This window comes from Curtobacterium sp. NPDC089991, assembly GCF_044748425.1.
Classification (GTDB): domain Bacteria; phylum Actinomycetota; class Actinomycetes; order Actinomycetales; family Microbacteriaceae; genus Curtobacterium.
Genome location: NZ_JBIVGB010000002.1, coordinates 475,755 through 488,914 on the forward strand (window position 1 = coordinate 475,755; position 13,160 = coordinate 488,914).

Annotated in this window: 18 protein-coding genes; 12 read left to right on the top strand and 6 right to left on the bottom strand. The window is 69.8% G+C overall.

What is annotated here, in order from left to right; genetic code table 11:
- The first annotated feature begins 55 nt into the window (after window positions 1-55).
- Together ACIPV1_RS07410 and ACIPV1_RS07415 are read left to right on the top strand one after the other, a co-directional pair.
- Entirely contained in the window at window positions 56-982 is a 927-nt protein-coding gene (locus ACIPV1_RS07410; protein ID WP_123338726.1) for an ABC transporter ATP-binding protein, read from the top strand.
- Window positions 979-2,202 (top strand): ABC transporter permease, encoded by a 1,224-nt coding sequence (locus ACIPV1_RS07415; RefSeq protein WP_123291959.1) that lies wholly within the window; start codon window positions 979-981, stop codon window positions 2,200-2,202. The genes ACIPV1_RS07410 and ACIPV1_RS07415 overlap by 4 nt, the downstream gene beginning before the upstream one ends.
- Here the strand turns inward: ACIPV1_RS07415 and ACIPV1_RS07420 are convergent.
- Together ACIPV1_RS07420 and pnuC are read right to left on the bottom strand one after the other, a co-directional pair.
- Window positions 2,199-2,909: a hypothetical protein gene (locus ACIPV1_RS07420; protein WP_123291958.1), complete on the bottom strand. Its 711-nt coding sequence runs from the start codon at window positions 2,907-2,909 to the stop codon at window positions 2,199-2,201. The genes ACIPV1_RS07415 and ACIPV1_RS07420 overlap by 4 nt on opposite strands.
- Window positions 2,910-3,036: 127 nt before the next feature.
- Window positions 3,037-3,702, bottom strand: a complete 666-nt coding sequence (gene pnuC, locus ACIPV1_RS07425; protein ID WP_402726055.1) for a nicotinamide riboside transporter PnuC — start codon at window positions 3,700-3,702, stop codon at window positions 3,037-3,039.
- Window positions 3,703-4,058: 356 nt separating this feature from the next.
- On the opposite strand from pnuC, the gene ACIPV1_RS07430 reads away from it, so the two are divergent.
- From ACIPV1_RS07430 to ACIPV1_RS07455, 6 genes are all read left to right on the top strand, one after another.
- Complete coding sequence (locus tag ACIPV1_RS07430) at window positions 4,059-4,613, top strand: alternate-type signal peptide domain-containing protein (protein ID WP_123291956.1); 555 nt, start codon at window positions 4,059-4,061, stop codon at window positions 4,611-4,613.
- 151 nt (window positions 4,614-4,764) lie between these two features.
- Entirely contained in the window at window positions 4,765-5,361 is a 597-nt protein-coding gene (locus ACIPV1_RS07435) for a TasA family protein (protein WP_402726056.1), read from the top strand.
- Window positions 5,358-6,242, top strand: a complete 885-nt coding sequence (locus ACIPV1_RS07440) for a hypothetical protein (protein WP_402726057.1) — start codon at window positions 5,358-5,360, stop codon at window positions 6,240-6,242. Before ACIPV1_RS07435 ends, ACIPV1_RS07440 begins: the two co-directional genes overlap by 4 nt.
- The gene (locus ACIPV1_RS07445; protein ID WP_402726058.1) at window positions 6,239-6,892 is read left to right on the top strand and encodes a signal peptidase I; all 654 of its coding nucleotides are present in this window, start codon (window positions 6,239-6,241) and stop codon (window positions 6,890-6,892) included. Before ACIPV1_RS07440 ends, ACIPV1_RS07445 begins: the two co-directional genes overlap by 4 nt.
- Before the next feature lie 11 nt (window positions 6,893-6,903).
- Window positions 6,904-7,431 carry a hypothetical protein gene (locus ACIPV1_RS07450; protein WP_402726059.1) on the top strand — a complete coding sequence of 176 codons (528 nt, stop codon included), beginning with the start codon at window positions 6,904-6,906 and terminating at the stop codon, window positions 7,429-7,431.
- A gap of 17 nt (window positions 7,432-7,448) precedes the next feature.
- On the top strand, window positions 7,449-7,589 hold the full coding sequence (locus ACIPV1_RS07455) for a hypothetical protein (protein ID WP_165901085.1): 141 nt from the start codon (window positions 7,449-7,451) through the stop codon (window positions 7,587-7,589).
- Here the strand turns inward: ACIPV1_RS07455 and ACIPV1_RS07460 are convergent.
- The 3 genes from ACIPV1_RS07460 to ACIPV1_RS07470 form a co-directional block, all read right to left on the bottom strand.
- Window positions 7,583-8,431, bottom strand: a complete 849-nt coding sequence (locus ACIPV1_RS07460; protein WP_402726060.1) for an ornithine carbamoyltransferase — start codon at window positions 8,429-8,431, stop codon at window positions 7,583-7,585. The two genes, ACIPV1_RS07455 and ACIPV1_RS07460, sit on opposite strands and share 7 nt — an antisense overlap.
- A gap of 52 nt (window positions 8,432-8,483) precedes the next feature.
- Window positions 8,484-8,867, bottom strand: coding sequence for a hypothetical protein (locus ACIPV1_RS07465; protein ID WP_402726061.1), 384 nt, complete (start codon window positions 8,865-8,867; stop codon window positions 8,484-8,486).
- 116 nt (window positions 8,868-8,983) lie between these two features.
- The gene (locus ACIPV1_RS07470) at window positions 8,984-9,109 is read right to left on the bottom strand and encodes a hypothetical protein (RefSeq protein WP_402726062.1); all 126 of its coding nucleotides are present in this window, start codon (window positions 9,107-9,109) and stop codon (window positions 8,984-8,986) included.
- Window positions 9,110-9,180: 71 nt separating this feature from the next.
- Here ACIPV1_RS07470 and ACIPV1_RS07475 point away from each other — a divergent pair, with 71 nt between their 5' ends.
- On the top strand, window positions 9,181-9,687 hold the full coding sequence (locus tag ACIPV1_RS07475) for a hypothetical protein (RefSeq protein ID WP_402726063.1): 507 nt from the start codon (window positions 9,181-9,183) through the stop codon (window positions 9,685-9,687).
- Between the two features lie 6 nt (window positions 9,688-9,693).
- Here the strand turns inward: ACIPV1_RS07475 and ACIPV1_RS07480 are convergent, their stop codons facing one another.
- Window positions 9,694-10,371 (bottom strand): DUF402 domain-containing protein, encoded by a 678-nt coding sequence (locus ACIPV1_RS07480; RefSeq protein ID WP_402726064.1) that lies wholly within the window; start codon window positions 10,369-10,371, stop codon window positions 9,694-9,696.
- 76 nt (window positions 10,372-10,447) lie between these two features.
- On the opposite strand from ACIPV1_RS07480, the gene ACIPV1_RS07485 reads away from it, so the two are divergent.
- Genes ACIPV1_RS07485 through ACIPV1_RS07495 form a run of 3 tightly spaced genes read left to right on the top strand, consistent with a single transcriptional unit; the run spans window position 10,448 to window position 13,122 of the window.
- On the top strand, window positions 10,448-11,458 hold the full coding sequence (locus ACIPV1_RS07485; RefSeq protein WP_402726065.1) for an ATP-binding cassette domain-containing protein: 1,011 nt from the start codon (window positions 10,448-10,450) through the stop codon (window positions 11,456-11,458).
- The gene (locus tag ACIPV1_RS07490; RefSeq protein ID WP_402726066.1) at window positions 11,448-12,281 is read left to right on the top strand and encodes an ABC transporter permease; all 834 of its coding nucleotides are present in this window, start codon (window positions 11,448-11,450) and stop codon (window positions 12,279-12,281) included. Before ACIPV1_RS07485 ends, ACIPV1_RS07490 begins: the two co-directional genes overlap by 11 nt.
- On the top strand, window positions 12,274-13,122 hold the full coding sequence (locus ACIPV1_RS07495) for an ABC transporter permease (RefSeq protein ID WP_123938497.1): 849 nt from the start codon (window positions 12,274-12,276) through the stop codon (window positions 13,120-13,122). The genes ACIPV1_RS07490 and ACIPV1_RS07495 overlap by 8 nt, the downstream gene beginning before the upstream one ends.
- Window positions 13,123-13,160: the final 38 nt, after the last annotated feature.

Genomic DNA, 13,160 nt, shown 5'->3' on the forward strand with positions numbered 1-13,160 from the left:
ATCTCGGGCCGCGACCGGCATCCGAGACGTCAGCCGCTGCCGGTAGGGTCGCCGCATGAGCGGGGCGACGATCAGCGTGCAGGACTTCGTCATGCGGTTCGGGGACCGGAACGTGGTCGACGGACTGTCGTTCGACGTCGCCGCCGGCGAGACGTTCGGCCTGCTCGGCAGCAACGGCTCCGGCAAGACCACGACGATCCGTGCCCTGCTCGGCATCACCACCCCGACCGCGGGCACCCTGACCATCGACGGCCAGCCGTACCGACCGGCCACCGGTGGCATCGGGTACCTGCCCGAAGAGCGCGGGCTCTACCGCAAGGAATCCGTCATCGACGTGATGTCCTACTTCGGACGGCTCCGCGGGCTCCGAGGTCCAGAGGCGACGGCCTGGAGCATGGACTACCTGGCACGCGTGGGCCTGGCCGACCGCGCCAAGCTCCGCGTCGACAAGCTCTCCGGCGGGCAGCAGCAGAAGGTGCAGCTCGGCATCACGATCATGGACCGGCCGCGGCTGCTCATCCTCGACGAACCCACCAAGGGCCTCGACCCCGTGAACCGACGGCTGCTGCTCGACCTGGTCGACGAACGCAAGGCCGACGGCGCGACCGTCATCCTCGTGACCCACCACATGGACGAGGTCGAGCGGCTCTGCGACCGGATCCTGCTGCTCAAGGACGGCACCGCCGCCGCCTACGGGTCGATCCCCGACGTGCAGGACGCCTTCGGCGGTGCCGTCGCCCGGGTCGGCCTCGACGGGCCGGTCCCCCGCTCGCCGCTGTACAAGCTCGCGCGGCACGAGGGCCACGTCGCCTACCTCGTGCCGACGTCCGCCGCAGCACCGGACGGTGCCGACATCCTCGCCGCGCTCGTGGCGGACGGTGTCCGCGTCACCGCGTTCGAGATGCGTCGGATCCCGCTCGACGAGATCTTCGTGCAGGTCTACGGCCACGACGCGCTCGCCGCCGCGGGGGCAGCAGCGTGAGCCGCCTCGGGACCGTCGTCCGGTTCGAGTTCGTCCGCGCGGTCAAGAAGCCCGCGTTCTGGATCGGCACGCTCGCGCTGCCGGTCGTCATCGTCATCGTGTCCCTGCTCGTCGGCATCGGACAGGCAGCCGGCACCGACTCGGTCGTCTCGGGCTCGTCGGCCACGAAGACCCCGTTCCGCTACGTCGACCACTCCGGGCTGGTGTCCGAGTCCGTCGCGGCGAAGTGGGGCGGGTCGCCGTCCACCGACGCCGACGCCGACCGCGCCGCCGTGCGTTCCGGGGACCTCGACGCCTTCATCTCGTTCCCGTCCTCCCCCTCGACCTCGCCGATCACCGTCGACGCCGCCGACCGCGGCCTGTTCGCGAACGGTGGCTACTCGTCGCTCGCCGAACGGGTGCTCGAGCAGAGCGTCGCCGCGACCGTCGACGACCCCGAGACCGTCGAGCTCCTGCGCTCCCCACCGGCCACCGACGTCACGACCTACGCCGACGGGCAGGTCGCGCCGGGTTGGCTGTCGATCGTTCCGCCGTTCCTGTACGTCGCCGCCTTCTTCGGACTCGTCATCCTGCTCGCGGCACGCATGGTGACCGTCGTGGTCGAGGAGAAGGAGAACCGCATCTCCGAGATGATCCTGACCGCCGTCACCGCCGGCGACCTGATCCGCGGCAAGGTGATCGCGATGCTGCTCGTCGGGTTCGTGCAGGTCGGGGTGTTCGTCATCCCGGGGCTGGTCGGGATGCTCGCCGTCCTGCCACTCGTCGCCTCGCAGCTCGGCGGGCTGACGATCGACCCGTGGCGGATGCTCGTCGGTGCCCTGCTGCTCGTCGGCGGCGTGCTGCTGGCGTCCGGGCTGTTCGTCGCTGTCGGTGCCGCGGTGCCGTCGATCAAGGACGCCTCGGCGCTGCAGTCCGCGGCGATCTTCGCCCTGATCATCCCGCTCTACGCGGCGTTCTTCGTGATGACCACCCCGACGTCGCCCGTCGCCGCGTTCTTCACGTACTTCCCGACGTTCACGCCCGTCACCGCCATGGTGCGGAACGCCGTCGGCTCGCTGAGCGTCACCGAGTCGGTGGTCTGCATCGTCGAGGTGTTCGTCGCCGCCGGCCTGCTGCTCTGGTTCGCCGAGTACCTGTTCCGGCACTCGGTCGCGCAGTACGGATCGAAGGTGACGCTGCGGCAGATCGTGTCGTGGCGGCGGCGGTCGGTCTCCCGTTAGGGACGGCTCTGGGGTTCCCGCTCGGCTTCGCGTGCAGTCTGCTGGTGTTCCGCCGGTCGCTGGCGCTGCGGCGTCTCGCGCTCGGGGACGTCGGCGTCGAGGTCCCACGACGGCAACTCGTGCTGCTTCCAGCCCTGGCGGAGCGTCCGGACCGACCGGTCGAACTCCACCATGACGTCGATGTGGGGCCGGACGAGCATCTGGATCTGCAGTCCCTCGTACACCGCGAGCAGCTGGGTGGCCGCCTGGTACGACGGGATCGCCGATTCCTCGGCACCGTTGTCGAAGTCGCGCTGCAGACCGTTGCTGAGCTGCTCGACGTACTCGTCGAAGCGCTTGCGGAACAGCTCGGCGAAGCCGGACTCGGAACTCGCGACCGTGATCACGCCCGCGAGGACGCGGACGAGCCCCGGGTCGGCGACGTCCTCGGCCAGGGTCAGCCGGACGTGGTCGATCGTGCACGCCGGCGGGGTCTTCCGACGGGTGCCACGCAGCTGCGTCCACCGGTCGTACGTCACCAGCAACAGGGCTTCCCACGCGGGGAACAACCGCTCCACGGTCTCGAGCGGGATGCCCGCGACCTCGGCCACCACCGAGGCGTCGACCGCGTCGAAGGAGTGCAGCCGGTAGGCGCGGATCGCTCCGCGGACGGTGCGCTCGGCGAGGGACTCATCGTCCTCGACGCGTTCGCCGTGCAGGGGTTCCATCCGACCATCCCATCGTGTGCGGTACCCCATTGTCTCGTCCCAGACCGGGGGCCGTCACATCCACGCCGGGTCGGCGTGGACCGGCTCGGCGTGGGCGGGCCGTTCAGCCGGGTCGTCAGCCGACTCGTCAGCCGACCGTGACGGGGGCCGCCGGGCGCTTCACCCGCTGCTTCGCCCAGACGAAGAAGCCGGTCAGCGTGAAGACGCCGTAGAAGACGTACATGAGACCCGACGCGTAGTACCCGGCCGAGAACAGGAGCGGGACACCGACCAGGTCGACCGCGACCCAGATGAGCCAGAACTCGACCCAGCCCTTCGCCATGCCGTAGGTGGCGAGCAGTGAGCCGACGAAGATCCACGCGTCACTCCACACCGGCTCGTACGACCCGAGGGCGCGGAACACCGGGGTGAGCAGGGCGGTCCCGCCGACCATGCCGACGACCAGCAGGACGCGGGTCCGCCACGACGCCCAGTGCGGTTCGATCACGGTGGACGTGTCGTCGGGGCGGTGGGTCCAGCGGTACCAGCCGTAGATGCTCACGATGATGAACATCACCTGGCGGCCGGCCTGGCCGAGCAGGTTGACGGGGTTCGGGGTGTCGAACAGTGCGCCCATGAAGACGGTGAACAGGAGCGCGTTGCCGACCAGCCCGACGGGCCAGGCCCAGACCTTACGGCGCATCCCGCCGAGCGCGCTGAGCAGCCCGAAGACGTTGCCGATCACCTCGCGCCAGAGCACCGTCTGGTCGCCGATGACGATCTGCGCGTCGAACAGCCAGCGCACGATGCCCATGGGCCCTCCTCGTTTCCGGTCGGTGCAACGGTCGGGGGCCGTCCGGCATTCCGGTGGTGATCGGGGTACAAACATGTCCTCCACAGGGTGGACAAAAATCACCCCCGTTTTGGGTCCATGCGAAAGCATGTTCCTACTTGTCCGCACTTTGGGGGACGAGTACCGTCGTCACCAGAGCGAGTCCAGCCCGCCCGAGCAGCAGATCTGCGCTCCGGAGCCCGGCGACCGCTCTCGGCAAAGGTCAGCCGCGACCCCTCACCCGCGAGGTCGATGACACCGTCCCACCGGCACGACGACCCGAATCACGAGCCGGTGGAATCCAGTGCGCCCCGAACGCACAGAACGGACCCGCCACCATGCACAAGATCGTCACCGGTGCCATCGCCGGCGCAGCCGGCATCGCCCTCCTCCTCGGTGGAGCAGGCACCTTCGCCCTCTGGAACGCCAGTGCCTCCAGCGCCGCGTCCTCGGTGAGCTCCGGCACGCTGACCCTCAGCGCGAACAACGACGGCGCCTGGACGGACATCACGAACGGCCGCTCGACCGCGATCAACCCCACCACCGCCCTGATGGTGCCGGGCAACACGTTCCAGTTCACGCAGACGCTGAACATCGGTGCGACCGGCCAGGACCTCAAGGCGAACCTGACCTACGCCAGCCAGTCGATCACCGGTGACTCCGCACTCCTCGCCGCGACGCAGAAGACCCTCGCCGTGACGTCCTCGAGCGCCACCGTCGTGCAGTCCACGTCGAACGCGAACACCTTCGTCGTCTCGCCGTCGGCGTCGACCTCGACCGTCAAGGTCGTCTTCACGATCACGCTGCCGTCCTCGGCGACGACCGGGCAGAACGGGTCGATCAACGTCGGCGCCCTGGCCTTCACGCTCACCCAGACCGCGATCGGTTCCTGATCCACCGATCGCACTGACGCTGGCCACGACCGGCCCCTGATCCGCCGGTCGTGGCCCGTGCTGGGCCCTTGTGGCCCGTCTGGGCCCTTGTGGCCCGTCTGGGCCCTTGTGGCCCGCACCAGCAGAGGCTCACGAGCACCAGGGGACGCACATGACCGGGACACCGAGGACGACGGGCCGCCACCGCGCGGCACGACGCCACCGGTGGATCCTGCCCATCGCGCTCGCCCTGGTCGTCGCCGTCGCCACGGCGCTCCTCGGCGTCGGCGGGACCTACGCCCTCTGGAACGGCACCGCCAGCACCGCGGCCACCACCGTGAAGTCCGCGACCGCGACGATCACCGTCGGCACCCTGTCGACGATGAACACCACCGTCCTCGGACCGGGTACCGGAGTCACCGGCACCTTCGCCGTGAAGAACACCGGTTCGATCCCACTGTCGATGCGCGTCGCCACGACGTCCACGAACGTCGCCTACGCGACGAACGCGTCGTCGGCGGCCGTCCTCGGCGAGCTGACGCTCCGTCTGACCAACGTGTCATCGGCTGCGGCCTGCGCCGCCGGGCTGTCCGGCGCGAGCGGCCGTCTCGCCGCCTTCGACACCGGTAGCGGTTCGTTCACGCTCCAGCCCGGTGCGAGCACCGTCGGCTGTGTCGAGCTGGTCCTCGACGCCGACGCGCCGCAGAGCGTGTCCGGCGCCGTCACCGACTTCACCCTCACCGTCACCGGAACGCAGGTCTCCGCATGAACCGCCGTCTCCGGCTCGTCGTCGCCGTGCTGCTCACCGCCGTGTTCGTCGGCGGTGGGTCGAGCGCCGCCTGGGCACTGTGGAGTGCGTCCGGCACCACGGCCTCGAGCGTCACGATCGGCAAGGTCTCCGCGTCGATCGCCGGCACGAGCGCGCTGACCACCACCTTCTCGTCCACGGTGACGTCGGTCACGAAGCCGATCACGCTCACCAACTCGGGCTCCATCGCCGGCACCGCGACGACCACCGTGTCCGTCGTCTCCGGCAGCTCGACGGCGCTCGCGCAGGCGGTCACCGTCGTCGCGTGGCCCGTAGCCACGACCGCGGCGTGCACGACGAACTCCGCGGTCGGCAGCGGCTCGGTCACCGGCACCTGGGCGTCACTGCCGAGCATGACGTCCAAGCTCGCCGCCGGCGCCTCGGCCATCTGGTGCACCCGCAGCACGCCCAAGTCCTCGGCGCCGGCATCCGCCACGGCCAACGTGAACGTGAACCTCACCGTGGCGAGCGGCAGTTGGACGTCGGGCGTCGTGCAGGGAGGCTTCTACTTGAACACCTCCGCAGCGGAAGCAGCGCTGACCTGCAACGACCACAGCGGCAACTACGTCGACGTCACCTGGGACGCCGCAGGCCGCCCCAAGGAGACCTGGTACGCCGCCTACGTCGGGACCACGCCGGTCGGACAGAAGGCCCAGGACTACTCGGCGTTCATCACCATCGCCCCGAGCGACATCCCGGCGAGCGCGGGTACCTCCGGCACGCTCACCGTCACCGTCAAGGTCCTCGACAGCGCCGGCAACCCGACCTCGACCGTCGCCGGGAGCGGCCCGGTCACGCTCTTCACGCAGAACAACGGCGCGGCGATCCGGTGCGGCGCGTGACCCGCGCGGCGGCTCGTCCCGAACGTGCGGAGCGCTCCGGTGGGCGTGCGGTCGTGCACGCCGTCGTCCTCGGTCTCAGCACCGGGCTGCTCCTGCTCGTCGCGGCCCTCGCCGTCGTGCTCATCGTCGTCCCCAAGGCCACCGGGTCGATGCCGCTGACGGTCCTGACCCAGTCGATGGAGCCGACGCTGCCCCCGGGCACCCTGCTCGTCGTCCGCCCGACCGCCGTCGACGACATCGAGGTGGGCGACGTCGTCACCTACCAGATCGTCTCCGGCCAGCCGGCCGTCATCAGCCACCGCGTGACCTCGGTGTCCTCGTCGTCGAACGGGGCGCGCACGTTCGTCCTCAAGGGCGACAACAACGCGAAGGCCGACCCGCACCCCGTCACCGCCGCACAGATCCGGGGAGTCGTCTGGTACAGCATCCCCGAGATCGGTGTCGTCAACCAGCTCGTCAACGGCTCGCGGAGCTGGCTCATCCCGACCGTCGCCGGCGTCCTGTTGGCGTACGGCGGCGTGATGATCACCATCGGCACGGTCACGGCCGCTCGCCGTCGACGTGGGGCGTCCGGGCGCGGGCGACGTGCGACGGCCGGTCACGGGCGCCGCAGGGCATCGCACCGGGGCTCGGGGCAGGCCCCGGTCTAGGCTCGGTGGACGTGACCGACGGAGTGCAGCGAGCGAGGGAACTGCTCGACGACGCCGCACGACGGCTCCGTTCCGCCGGGGTGCCGGACGAGGCGCTCGGCGAGTACGCGCAGCCGAAGGCGGTGCTCGGCATCCGCCGCGAAGCGACCATGCGGCCCCTCGGCCGTGTGTGGCGGGTCGGTGCGTTGCTGATCGGGTCGTCGCTCGAGTCCGGCGGTCGGGTCTGGGCCACCGGGGCGATCACCCGGGTCACCGATCCGGGCCGGGCACAGTTCCAGTCGGTCTCCGCCGAGGTCCGTCGGGCCTACCGCGCTGCTGCGGCGAAGGGACACTTCGCGGCCGGCGACACCGTCAACCACGGCGCCACGGCGATCGCGTTGGACGGAACGCTCGTCGACTCGACCGGTGTGCTCTTCGTCGAGGACGACGTGCCGCTCGTCCGCTGGTCACCGGCCGCGGGCTCCGCCGTCCCGCTCGCCGACTACCTCGCCGATCGCGTCGGGTTGCTCGTCGAACCGCCCCGGGGTGCGACCGACTGACCCGCTATCGTGACGGCATGGACGGACAGCAGCCGCGCGAACGACGCAACCCCTGGTGGGCGGTGCTGCTCGTCTTCATGTTCGGGGGCGTGCTGTCGCTGGTCGCCGGTCGGATGCTCCCCTGGCAGGACCAGGACCGGCAGGACCCCGACTACTGACGGCTGGCGGAGCCGCCCGACGGTCCGAGACCGAGGCAGAACGCCATCACTGCTTGCTGCACCGGGAGCAGTGCGGCCTTGAACCCGTGCCCGACGAACGCGGGGTGTTCCACGGCATCGGCGCTGACCTCACGGCCACGCACGAACGGCGGACACGGGTCGAAGCGGGCTCCCGTCGGCGCGAGGTCGAGGAGCGCCGCGGTGATCCGGTACGACTCGAGGGCGTCGGCGTGCGCTCCGGGGCCGTCCGTCAGGATCACGTCCGCCGACCGCACGGCAGTCTCGAGGTCGTCGGTCCATGCAGCGCCCGGCGTTGCGAGGCCGGCCGGGCAGCATTGGACCAGGTCGAGTCGCAGGACTCGAGCAGCTTCCTGCCATGCCCTGGCGATGTTGCCGTCCGCCCCGACGAAGAGGAAGCGGAGCGACGAGACCTCCCCACGCTGCTGCAGTGCGTAGAGGTCGGAGAGGACCTCGCACGGGTGGTTCTCATCGGTCATGGCGTTCACGACAGGCAGCGCATGCGCGGCAACCAGTCCCTCGATGACGGCGAGGTCACGGTGACGCACCACGATGATGTCGACCCAGTTGACGAGGTACCGGGCGACGTCTGCCAGCGCCTCTGGCTTGTCGAGCGTCGTGTCCGGGAACACGATCGGACCGAGCCCCATCAGCGAAGCACCCTGCTCGAACGTCACCCTGGTTCGCAGACTGGTCGGCGGGAAGAACATGGCTGCCGACCCCGCCGTCACCGGTCCCCGGCCGTGCTGGTACGCGTCAGCAAGCTCGAAGACCGCATGGACGTCGGACGGAGACCAGTCATCGAGCTTGGCGAGAGAACGCATCCCACCACCGTAGGGACTGTCCGGAACAGCGTGTGCTTGGAGGGTGTCAGCCTCAGCCGAACTCGTCCGATCGATACGCCACCGATGCGCCGCTGAGGAAGACCACCTGGGCACCAACGCCGACATCGGCTTGGATGCGCGCTGCCGTCCGGAGCCCGACGGCGCGGGTCTCGGCATCACCGAACGGCGTCCCGACTCGTTCGGTGAGGGCACGCCAGTGCACGATCGCCTTGGCGGTGCCATCACCAGCACCCGCGGCGCGTGCCGACCGGACGTCCCGCTCCCCGTCACGCACGAACTCGACATCGGTTCCGGGCCGTGCACTCGGCAGCACGACGGCAGTACCCGCCTCGGCCACCGTGTCGATGCCGGCGCCGGCTCCGCACCAGACATGAGCATCGTCACCGAGCTCGAGTTGCACACGGCTCGCGAGCACGAATGCTTCGACGCGATGAGCGTCACGGACCGCTCCGGAAGGCCAGTCGAAGTCGGGCTCCCCGTGGGAATCGAAGACGTCGTTCCACGCCCGGAGGTCGTCCCGCAGCGGCCTGCTCAGCCCGAGAGCTCCCGCATCAACGCTCCCGCATCAACGCTCCCGATGCACTCGCGCGACCCGCGGTACCAGAGCGGGGAGTCGTCGACCATGTACTCGGCCATCACGAGGACGATCGTGCTCACCACTCGCCCAGCGTACGACGCCAGAACGGGAGGGTGCGGGCACGGCCGGCGTGCACGACACTGTGATCGACATGATTGCTTCGTCTGTGCACGACCACCTTCGCCGCGGCCGATGGAGCACCGTCATCGGGCTGACGCTCGTGATCGTGGTGTCGCTCACCGCCTGCTCCGGCCGTGCGACGCCGGTTGACGACGTCGAGGTCGCTTCCGCCTGGATGGAGAACGTCCAGGATCGGTGGGCGGACCAGCCCGGCGAACTCGGCGCTGGTGCCGGGACCAACGACGCGTCGAGTCGGCTGTCTCTGGGCGTCGCAGACGGCGGCGAGCGCGCACACGTCCGCGTGTCCGTCGCCTGCCAGGGACACGGAACCATCCGCATGGCCGTCTGGGGCGGTCGCATCGCCGACGGCGCTGACACCGGCAGGGAGCTCGCGGCGCGCTCGGTCCAGTGCGGCCACGACGAAGACCTCTACGTCGTGACGTCGGCCGACTCGATCACCATCGGGCCCACGTCGGGCGACTCGACCGTCAGCTGGTACGCCGCCGCCTACGCCGGCCTCGCGGCGCAGACGCACTGAGCGGAGCTAGCGGACGGCATCCCACCCTGCGTGCACCTGCGGGGCAGACCAGTTCGGGTCCGGCACCCACCGCGACCAGTCGGTCTCGAACGGGAACGAACCCGCGTGCACGGCCGCGGCGGCATCCTCGCCGGTGCGTTCGATCATCGCGCGGTCCGCTTCCGTGACCAGGCCCTCGTCCGTGTAGAACGCGAGTTCGTCTTCGTCCTTGTTCCGAATCGACCAGCGGCCCGCATCGTCTCGGGTCGCGATGACGTCGAGGGTCCAGTCCTGGCTGTCGAAGCCGACGGAGGTACGCACCCACGGCAGCTCGAGGTTGATGTACCAGTCCGGCAGCCACTGCGTCCCATCGTGCCAGCGCCACACCGACCACGCTGCGCCCTTCGGGTGCACGCGGACCACGGTCGCTCCGAACCAGCTGTCCTCGACGTAGGAGCCGTCCCAGTCCGAGGGGAGGACGAGCCGCGCGTTCGGTCCGCTGCCGGTACCGGCCCGGCGACGGACCGCGGAACCGAGCGGACTCGCGACCACCGCGACGTCGTCGTCATCGACGAGGACTCGACCCGCGACGGCGAAGGCGACGGCTCGACCGTGCGAACCGAGCGCGTGCAGACTGCGGAGGACCACGGATTCACCGGCGCGGAACGGTTCGCTCCGCACGTCGTTCGCAACATCGTCGTGCATCCGGCGATGCTCTCACAGCGGCGTCGGGCGATGTCGGTTCCTCGCCACTGGGGGCTTTCCTCGATACGTTGGACGAATGTCGCTCATCGTCGCCGACAGTCTGGTCAAGGAGTTCTCACGCCCCGTCCGGGTGCAGGGTGCGTTCTCGGGTGTGCGGAACCTGTTCACCACGAAGACGGTCACGAACCGGGCCGTTGACGGCGTCTCGCTGTCGATCGAGCCGGGCGAGATCGTGGGCTACCTCGGCCCGAACGGCGCCGGGAAGTCGACGACGATCAAGATGCTGACAGGTGTGCTCGTCCCCACGAGTGGCGAGGTCCGAGTGAACGGTGTCGTGCCGTGGAAGGACCGTTCGGCGAACGCACGCACCATCGGTGCGGTGTTCGGGCAACGCACGCAGTTGTGGTTCGACCTGCCGCTCCGAGACTCGTTCGACGTCCTCGCGAAGCTCTACGGCGTCGCCCCGTCGGCGTACAGACGCACGCTCGACGAGTTCGTGGACCTGCTCGACCTCGGGTCCTTCATCGACCGGCCGGTCCGGACGCTCTCCCTCGGACAGCGGATGCGTGGGGACCTCGTCGCGGCGATGCTGCACGAGCCGCCGGTGCTGTACCTCGACGAGCCGACCGTCGGGCTCGACGTGGTCGCCAAGGCACGCATCCGCGAATTCGTCCGGGAGCGCAACCGCACCGCTGGCACGACGGTCATGCTGACCACCCACGACATCGGTGACGTGGAGCAGTTGTGCCGTCGTGTGGTGATCATCGACGACGGTCGGATCCTGTTCGACGGCGACATCGACGCGCTCCGCCGGGCGTACCTGCCACACCGAACCCTGCGCGTCGAACTGTCCGGGCCGGAGCCGCGCGATTGGTGGGTCGAGGGCGTCGAGCGAGCAGGGACGCACGAGCACGGTGATGCGCACCTCCTCGACCTCCGGTACGACCCGACCGAGGTGTCCACCTCGACCGCGATCGCCCGGACCACGGCCGCGCTGCCGATCGCGGACCTCACGGTCCACGAGCCGGAACTCGAGGACGTGATCACCGAGATCTACACGGCACGCTCGGTGCGCCGTGTCGGCTGACGTCCTGGAGGCCCGCGACCGGCCCGCCGGCCCGCTCGCGGTCCGCCTCGCGTTGGTCGGGCAAGGGCTGCGCTCCGTCCTTGTCTTCCGCGCCGATGTCCTCGTCGGCACGGTGAGCACGGTGATGCGGGTCGTCCTCGTGATGCTCGTGTGGAACGCGGTCTACGGCGACCGCACCTCGGTGAGCGGCGTCGACCGTGCCGACGCCGTCGGGTACGCGGTCCTCGGCGCCCTGTTCGCCGTCGTGTTCCAGCCGTGGCAGTTCTCGTCGCTGAACCGACGGGTGCGCGACGGCAATGTGGTGTTCGACATCATGCGGCCGGTCGGGCTGATCACGCAGACCGTCGCCGCGCAGCTCGGCAGCTCCCTCGCCAGCGTGCCGAAGGCGATCGTCGGGCTCGCCCTGGCGCTGCTGCTCGGAGCGGTTCCCGCTCCGAGCACCTGGTGGCAGACCCTCGTGTTCGTGCTCAGCGCCGTCCTCGGTCTGGTCATCGCGATCCAGTGCAACCTCGTCGTCGGGCTGACCGCGTTCTGGACCACCGACGTCGGCGGCGCCTACATGATCTACAGCATGGCGGCGGCGTTCTGCTCAGGCTCGCTCATCCCGCTGTGGTTCATGCCGGACGGCCTCGCCGCGGTGCTCCGTGTGCTGCCGTTCAGTGCGCAGATCTTCACCCCGCTCTCGATCTGGTTCGAGCGGACGCCGGGCTGGAACGTCCTCGGTGAGCTCGCCCTGCAGGCCGGTTGGATCGTCGCGCTCGCGTTCGCCGCCCACCTGGTGTGGTTGCGCGCCCTGCGGAGGACGGTGATCAACGGTGGCTGACATCGGACGCACGGTCGCCCCGGGGACCGCCACCGAGCCTCCCGGCTGGTTCCGCCAGTGGCGGATCCTGCTCGCCGCGGCGTTCCGGCAGTCCCTCATCTACAAGGGCAACCTGATCCTGATGATGGCGGGCAGTGCGGCCCTGCAAGGGACGCAGCTGCTGTTCATCGGCGTCCTGCTCGACCGGTTCGGCGTCATCGCCGGCTGGTCGACGGCGCAGATCGCTTTCCTGTACGGGCTGCGGCTCACTGCACACGGCGTCGGGACGGTGTTCTTCGGACAGCACCTGGCGACCGACATGGTGATCCGCGAGGGCGAGTACGACCGCTTCCTGCTCCGCCCCGTACCACCGCTGATCCAGCTGCTGACCAGGTGGTTCAACCTGGGCACCCTCGGCGACCTGGTGCTCGGGCTCGGGATCCTCGTGGCCGCCATCACGCTCGCGCCGATCGACTGGACGCCCTGGCTGGTCGCACTCACCGTGGCGGCCGCGATCGGTGGCGGTCTGCTCGAGGCCGGGCTGCAGATCGGTCTCGCAGGGCTGTCGTTCCGGCTGGGATCCACCCGTGACCTCAAGGTCAGCGTCGACAACACGCTCACCGACTTCGGGGCCTACCCGCTTCCCGTGTTCGGTCCCGCGGGCGTCTTCGCGCTGACGTTCGCGCTGCCGCTGGCGTTCATCGCGTACCTGCCTGCGACCGTCGTGCTCGGCAAGACCGACGAGCTGCTGGTCCCGACGTGGCTCGCTGACATCGCACCCATGGCCGGGCCGCTGATGCTCGCATTCGGATGGTGGTTCTTCATGCGGCAGTCCCGGCACTACACGAGCCCCGGGGCCTGACGCCCCTTGTAGCCGGGGACGTCCTCCTTCGCTTCGCT

Excerpts from the sequence above, each read along its gene's own strand:
- ACIPV1_RS07410 (WP_123338726.1), top strand. The coding sequence starts at position 56 with ATGAGCGGGGCGACGATCAGCGTGCAGGACTTCGTCATGCGGTTCGGG.
- ACIPV1_RS07420 (WP_123291958.1), bottom strand. The coding sequence starts at position 2,909 with ATGGAACCCCTGCACGGCGAACGCGTCGAGGACGATGAGTCCCTCGCC.
- pnuC (WP_402726055.1), bottom strand. The coding sequence starts at position 3,702 with ATGGGCATCGTGCGCTGGCTGTTCGACGCGCAGATCGTCATCGGCGAC.
- ACIPV1_RS07430 (WP_123291956.1), top strand. The coding sequence starts at position 4,059 with ATGCACAAGATCGTCACCGGTGCCATCGCCGGCGCAGCCGGCATCGCC.
- ACIPV1_RS07435 (WP_402726056.1), top strand. The coding sequence starts at position 4,765 with ATGACCGGGACACCGAGGACGACGGGCCGCCACCGCGCGGCACGACGC.
- ACIPV1_RS07440 (WP_402726057.1), top strand. The coding sequence starts at position 5,358 with ATGAACCGCCGTCTCCGGCTCGTCGTCGCCGTGCTGCTCACCGCCGTG.
- ACIPV1_RS07455 (WP_165901085.1), top strand. The coding sequence starts at position 7,449 with ATGGACGGACAGCAGCCGCGCGAACGACGCAACCCCTGGTGGGCGGTG.
- ACIPV1_RS07460 (WP_402726060.1), bottom strand. The coding sequence starts at position 8,431 with ATGCGTTCTCTCGCCAAGCTCGATGACTGGTCTCCGTCCGACGTCCAT.
- ACIPV1_RS07475 (WP_402726063.1), top strand. The coding sequence starts at position 9,181 with ATGATTGCTTCGTCTGTGCACGACCACCTTCGCCGCGGCCGATGGAGC.
- ACIPV1_RS07480 (WP_402726064.1), bottom strand. The coding sequence starts at position 10,371 with ATGCACGACGATGTTGCGAACGACGTGCGGAGCGAACCGTTCCGCGCC.
- ACIPV1_RS07485 (WP_402726065.1), top strand. The coding sequence starts at position 10,448 with ATGTCGCTCATCGTCGCCGACAGTCTGGTCAAGGAGTTCTCACGCCCC.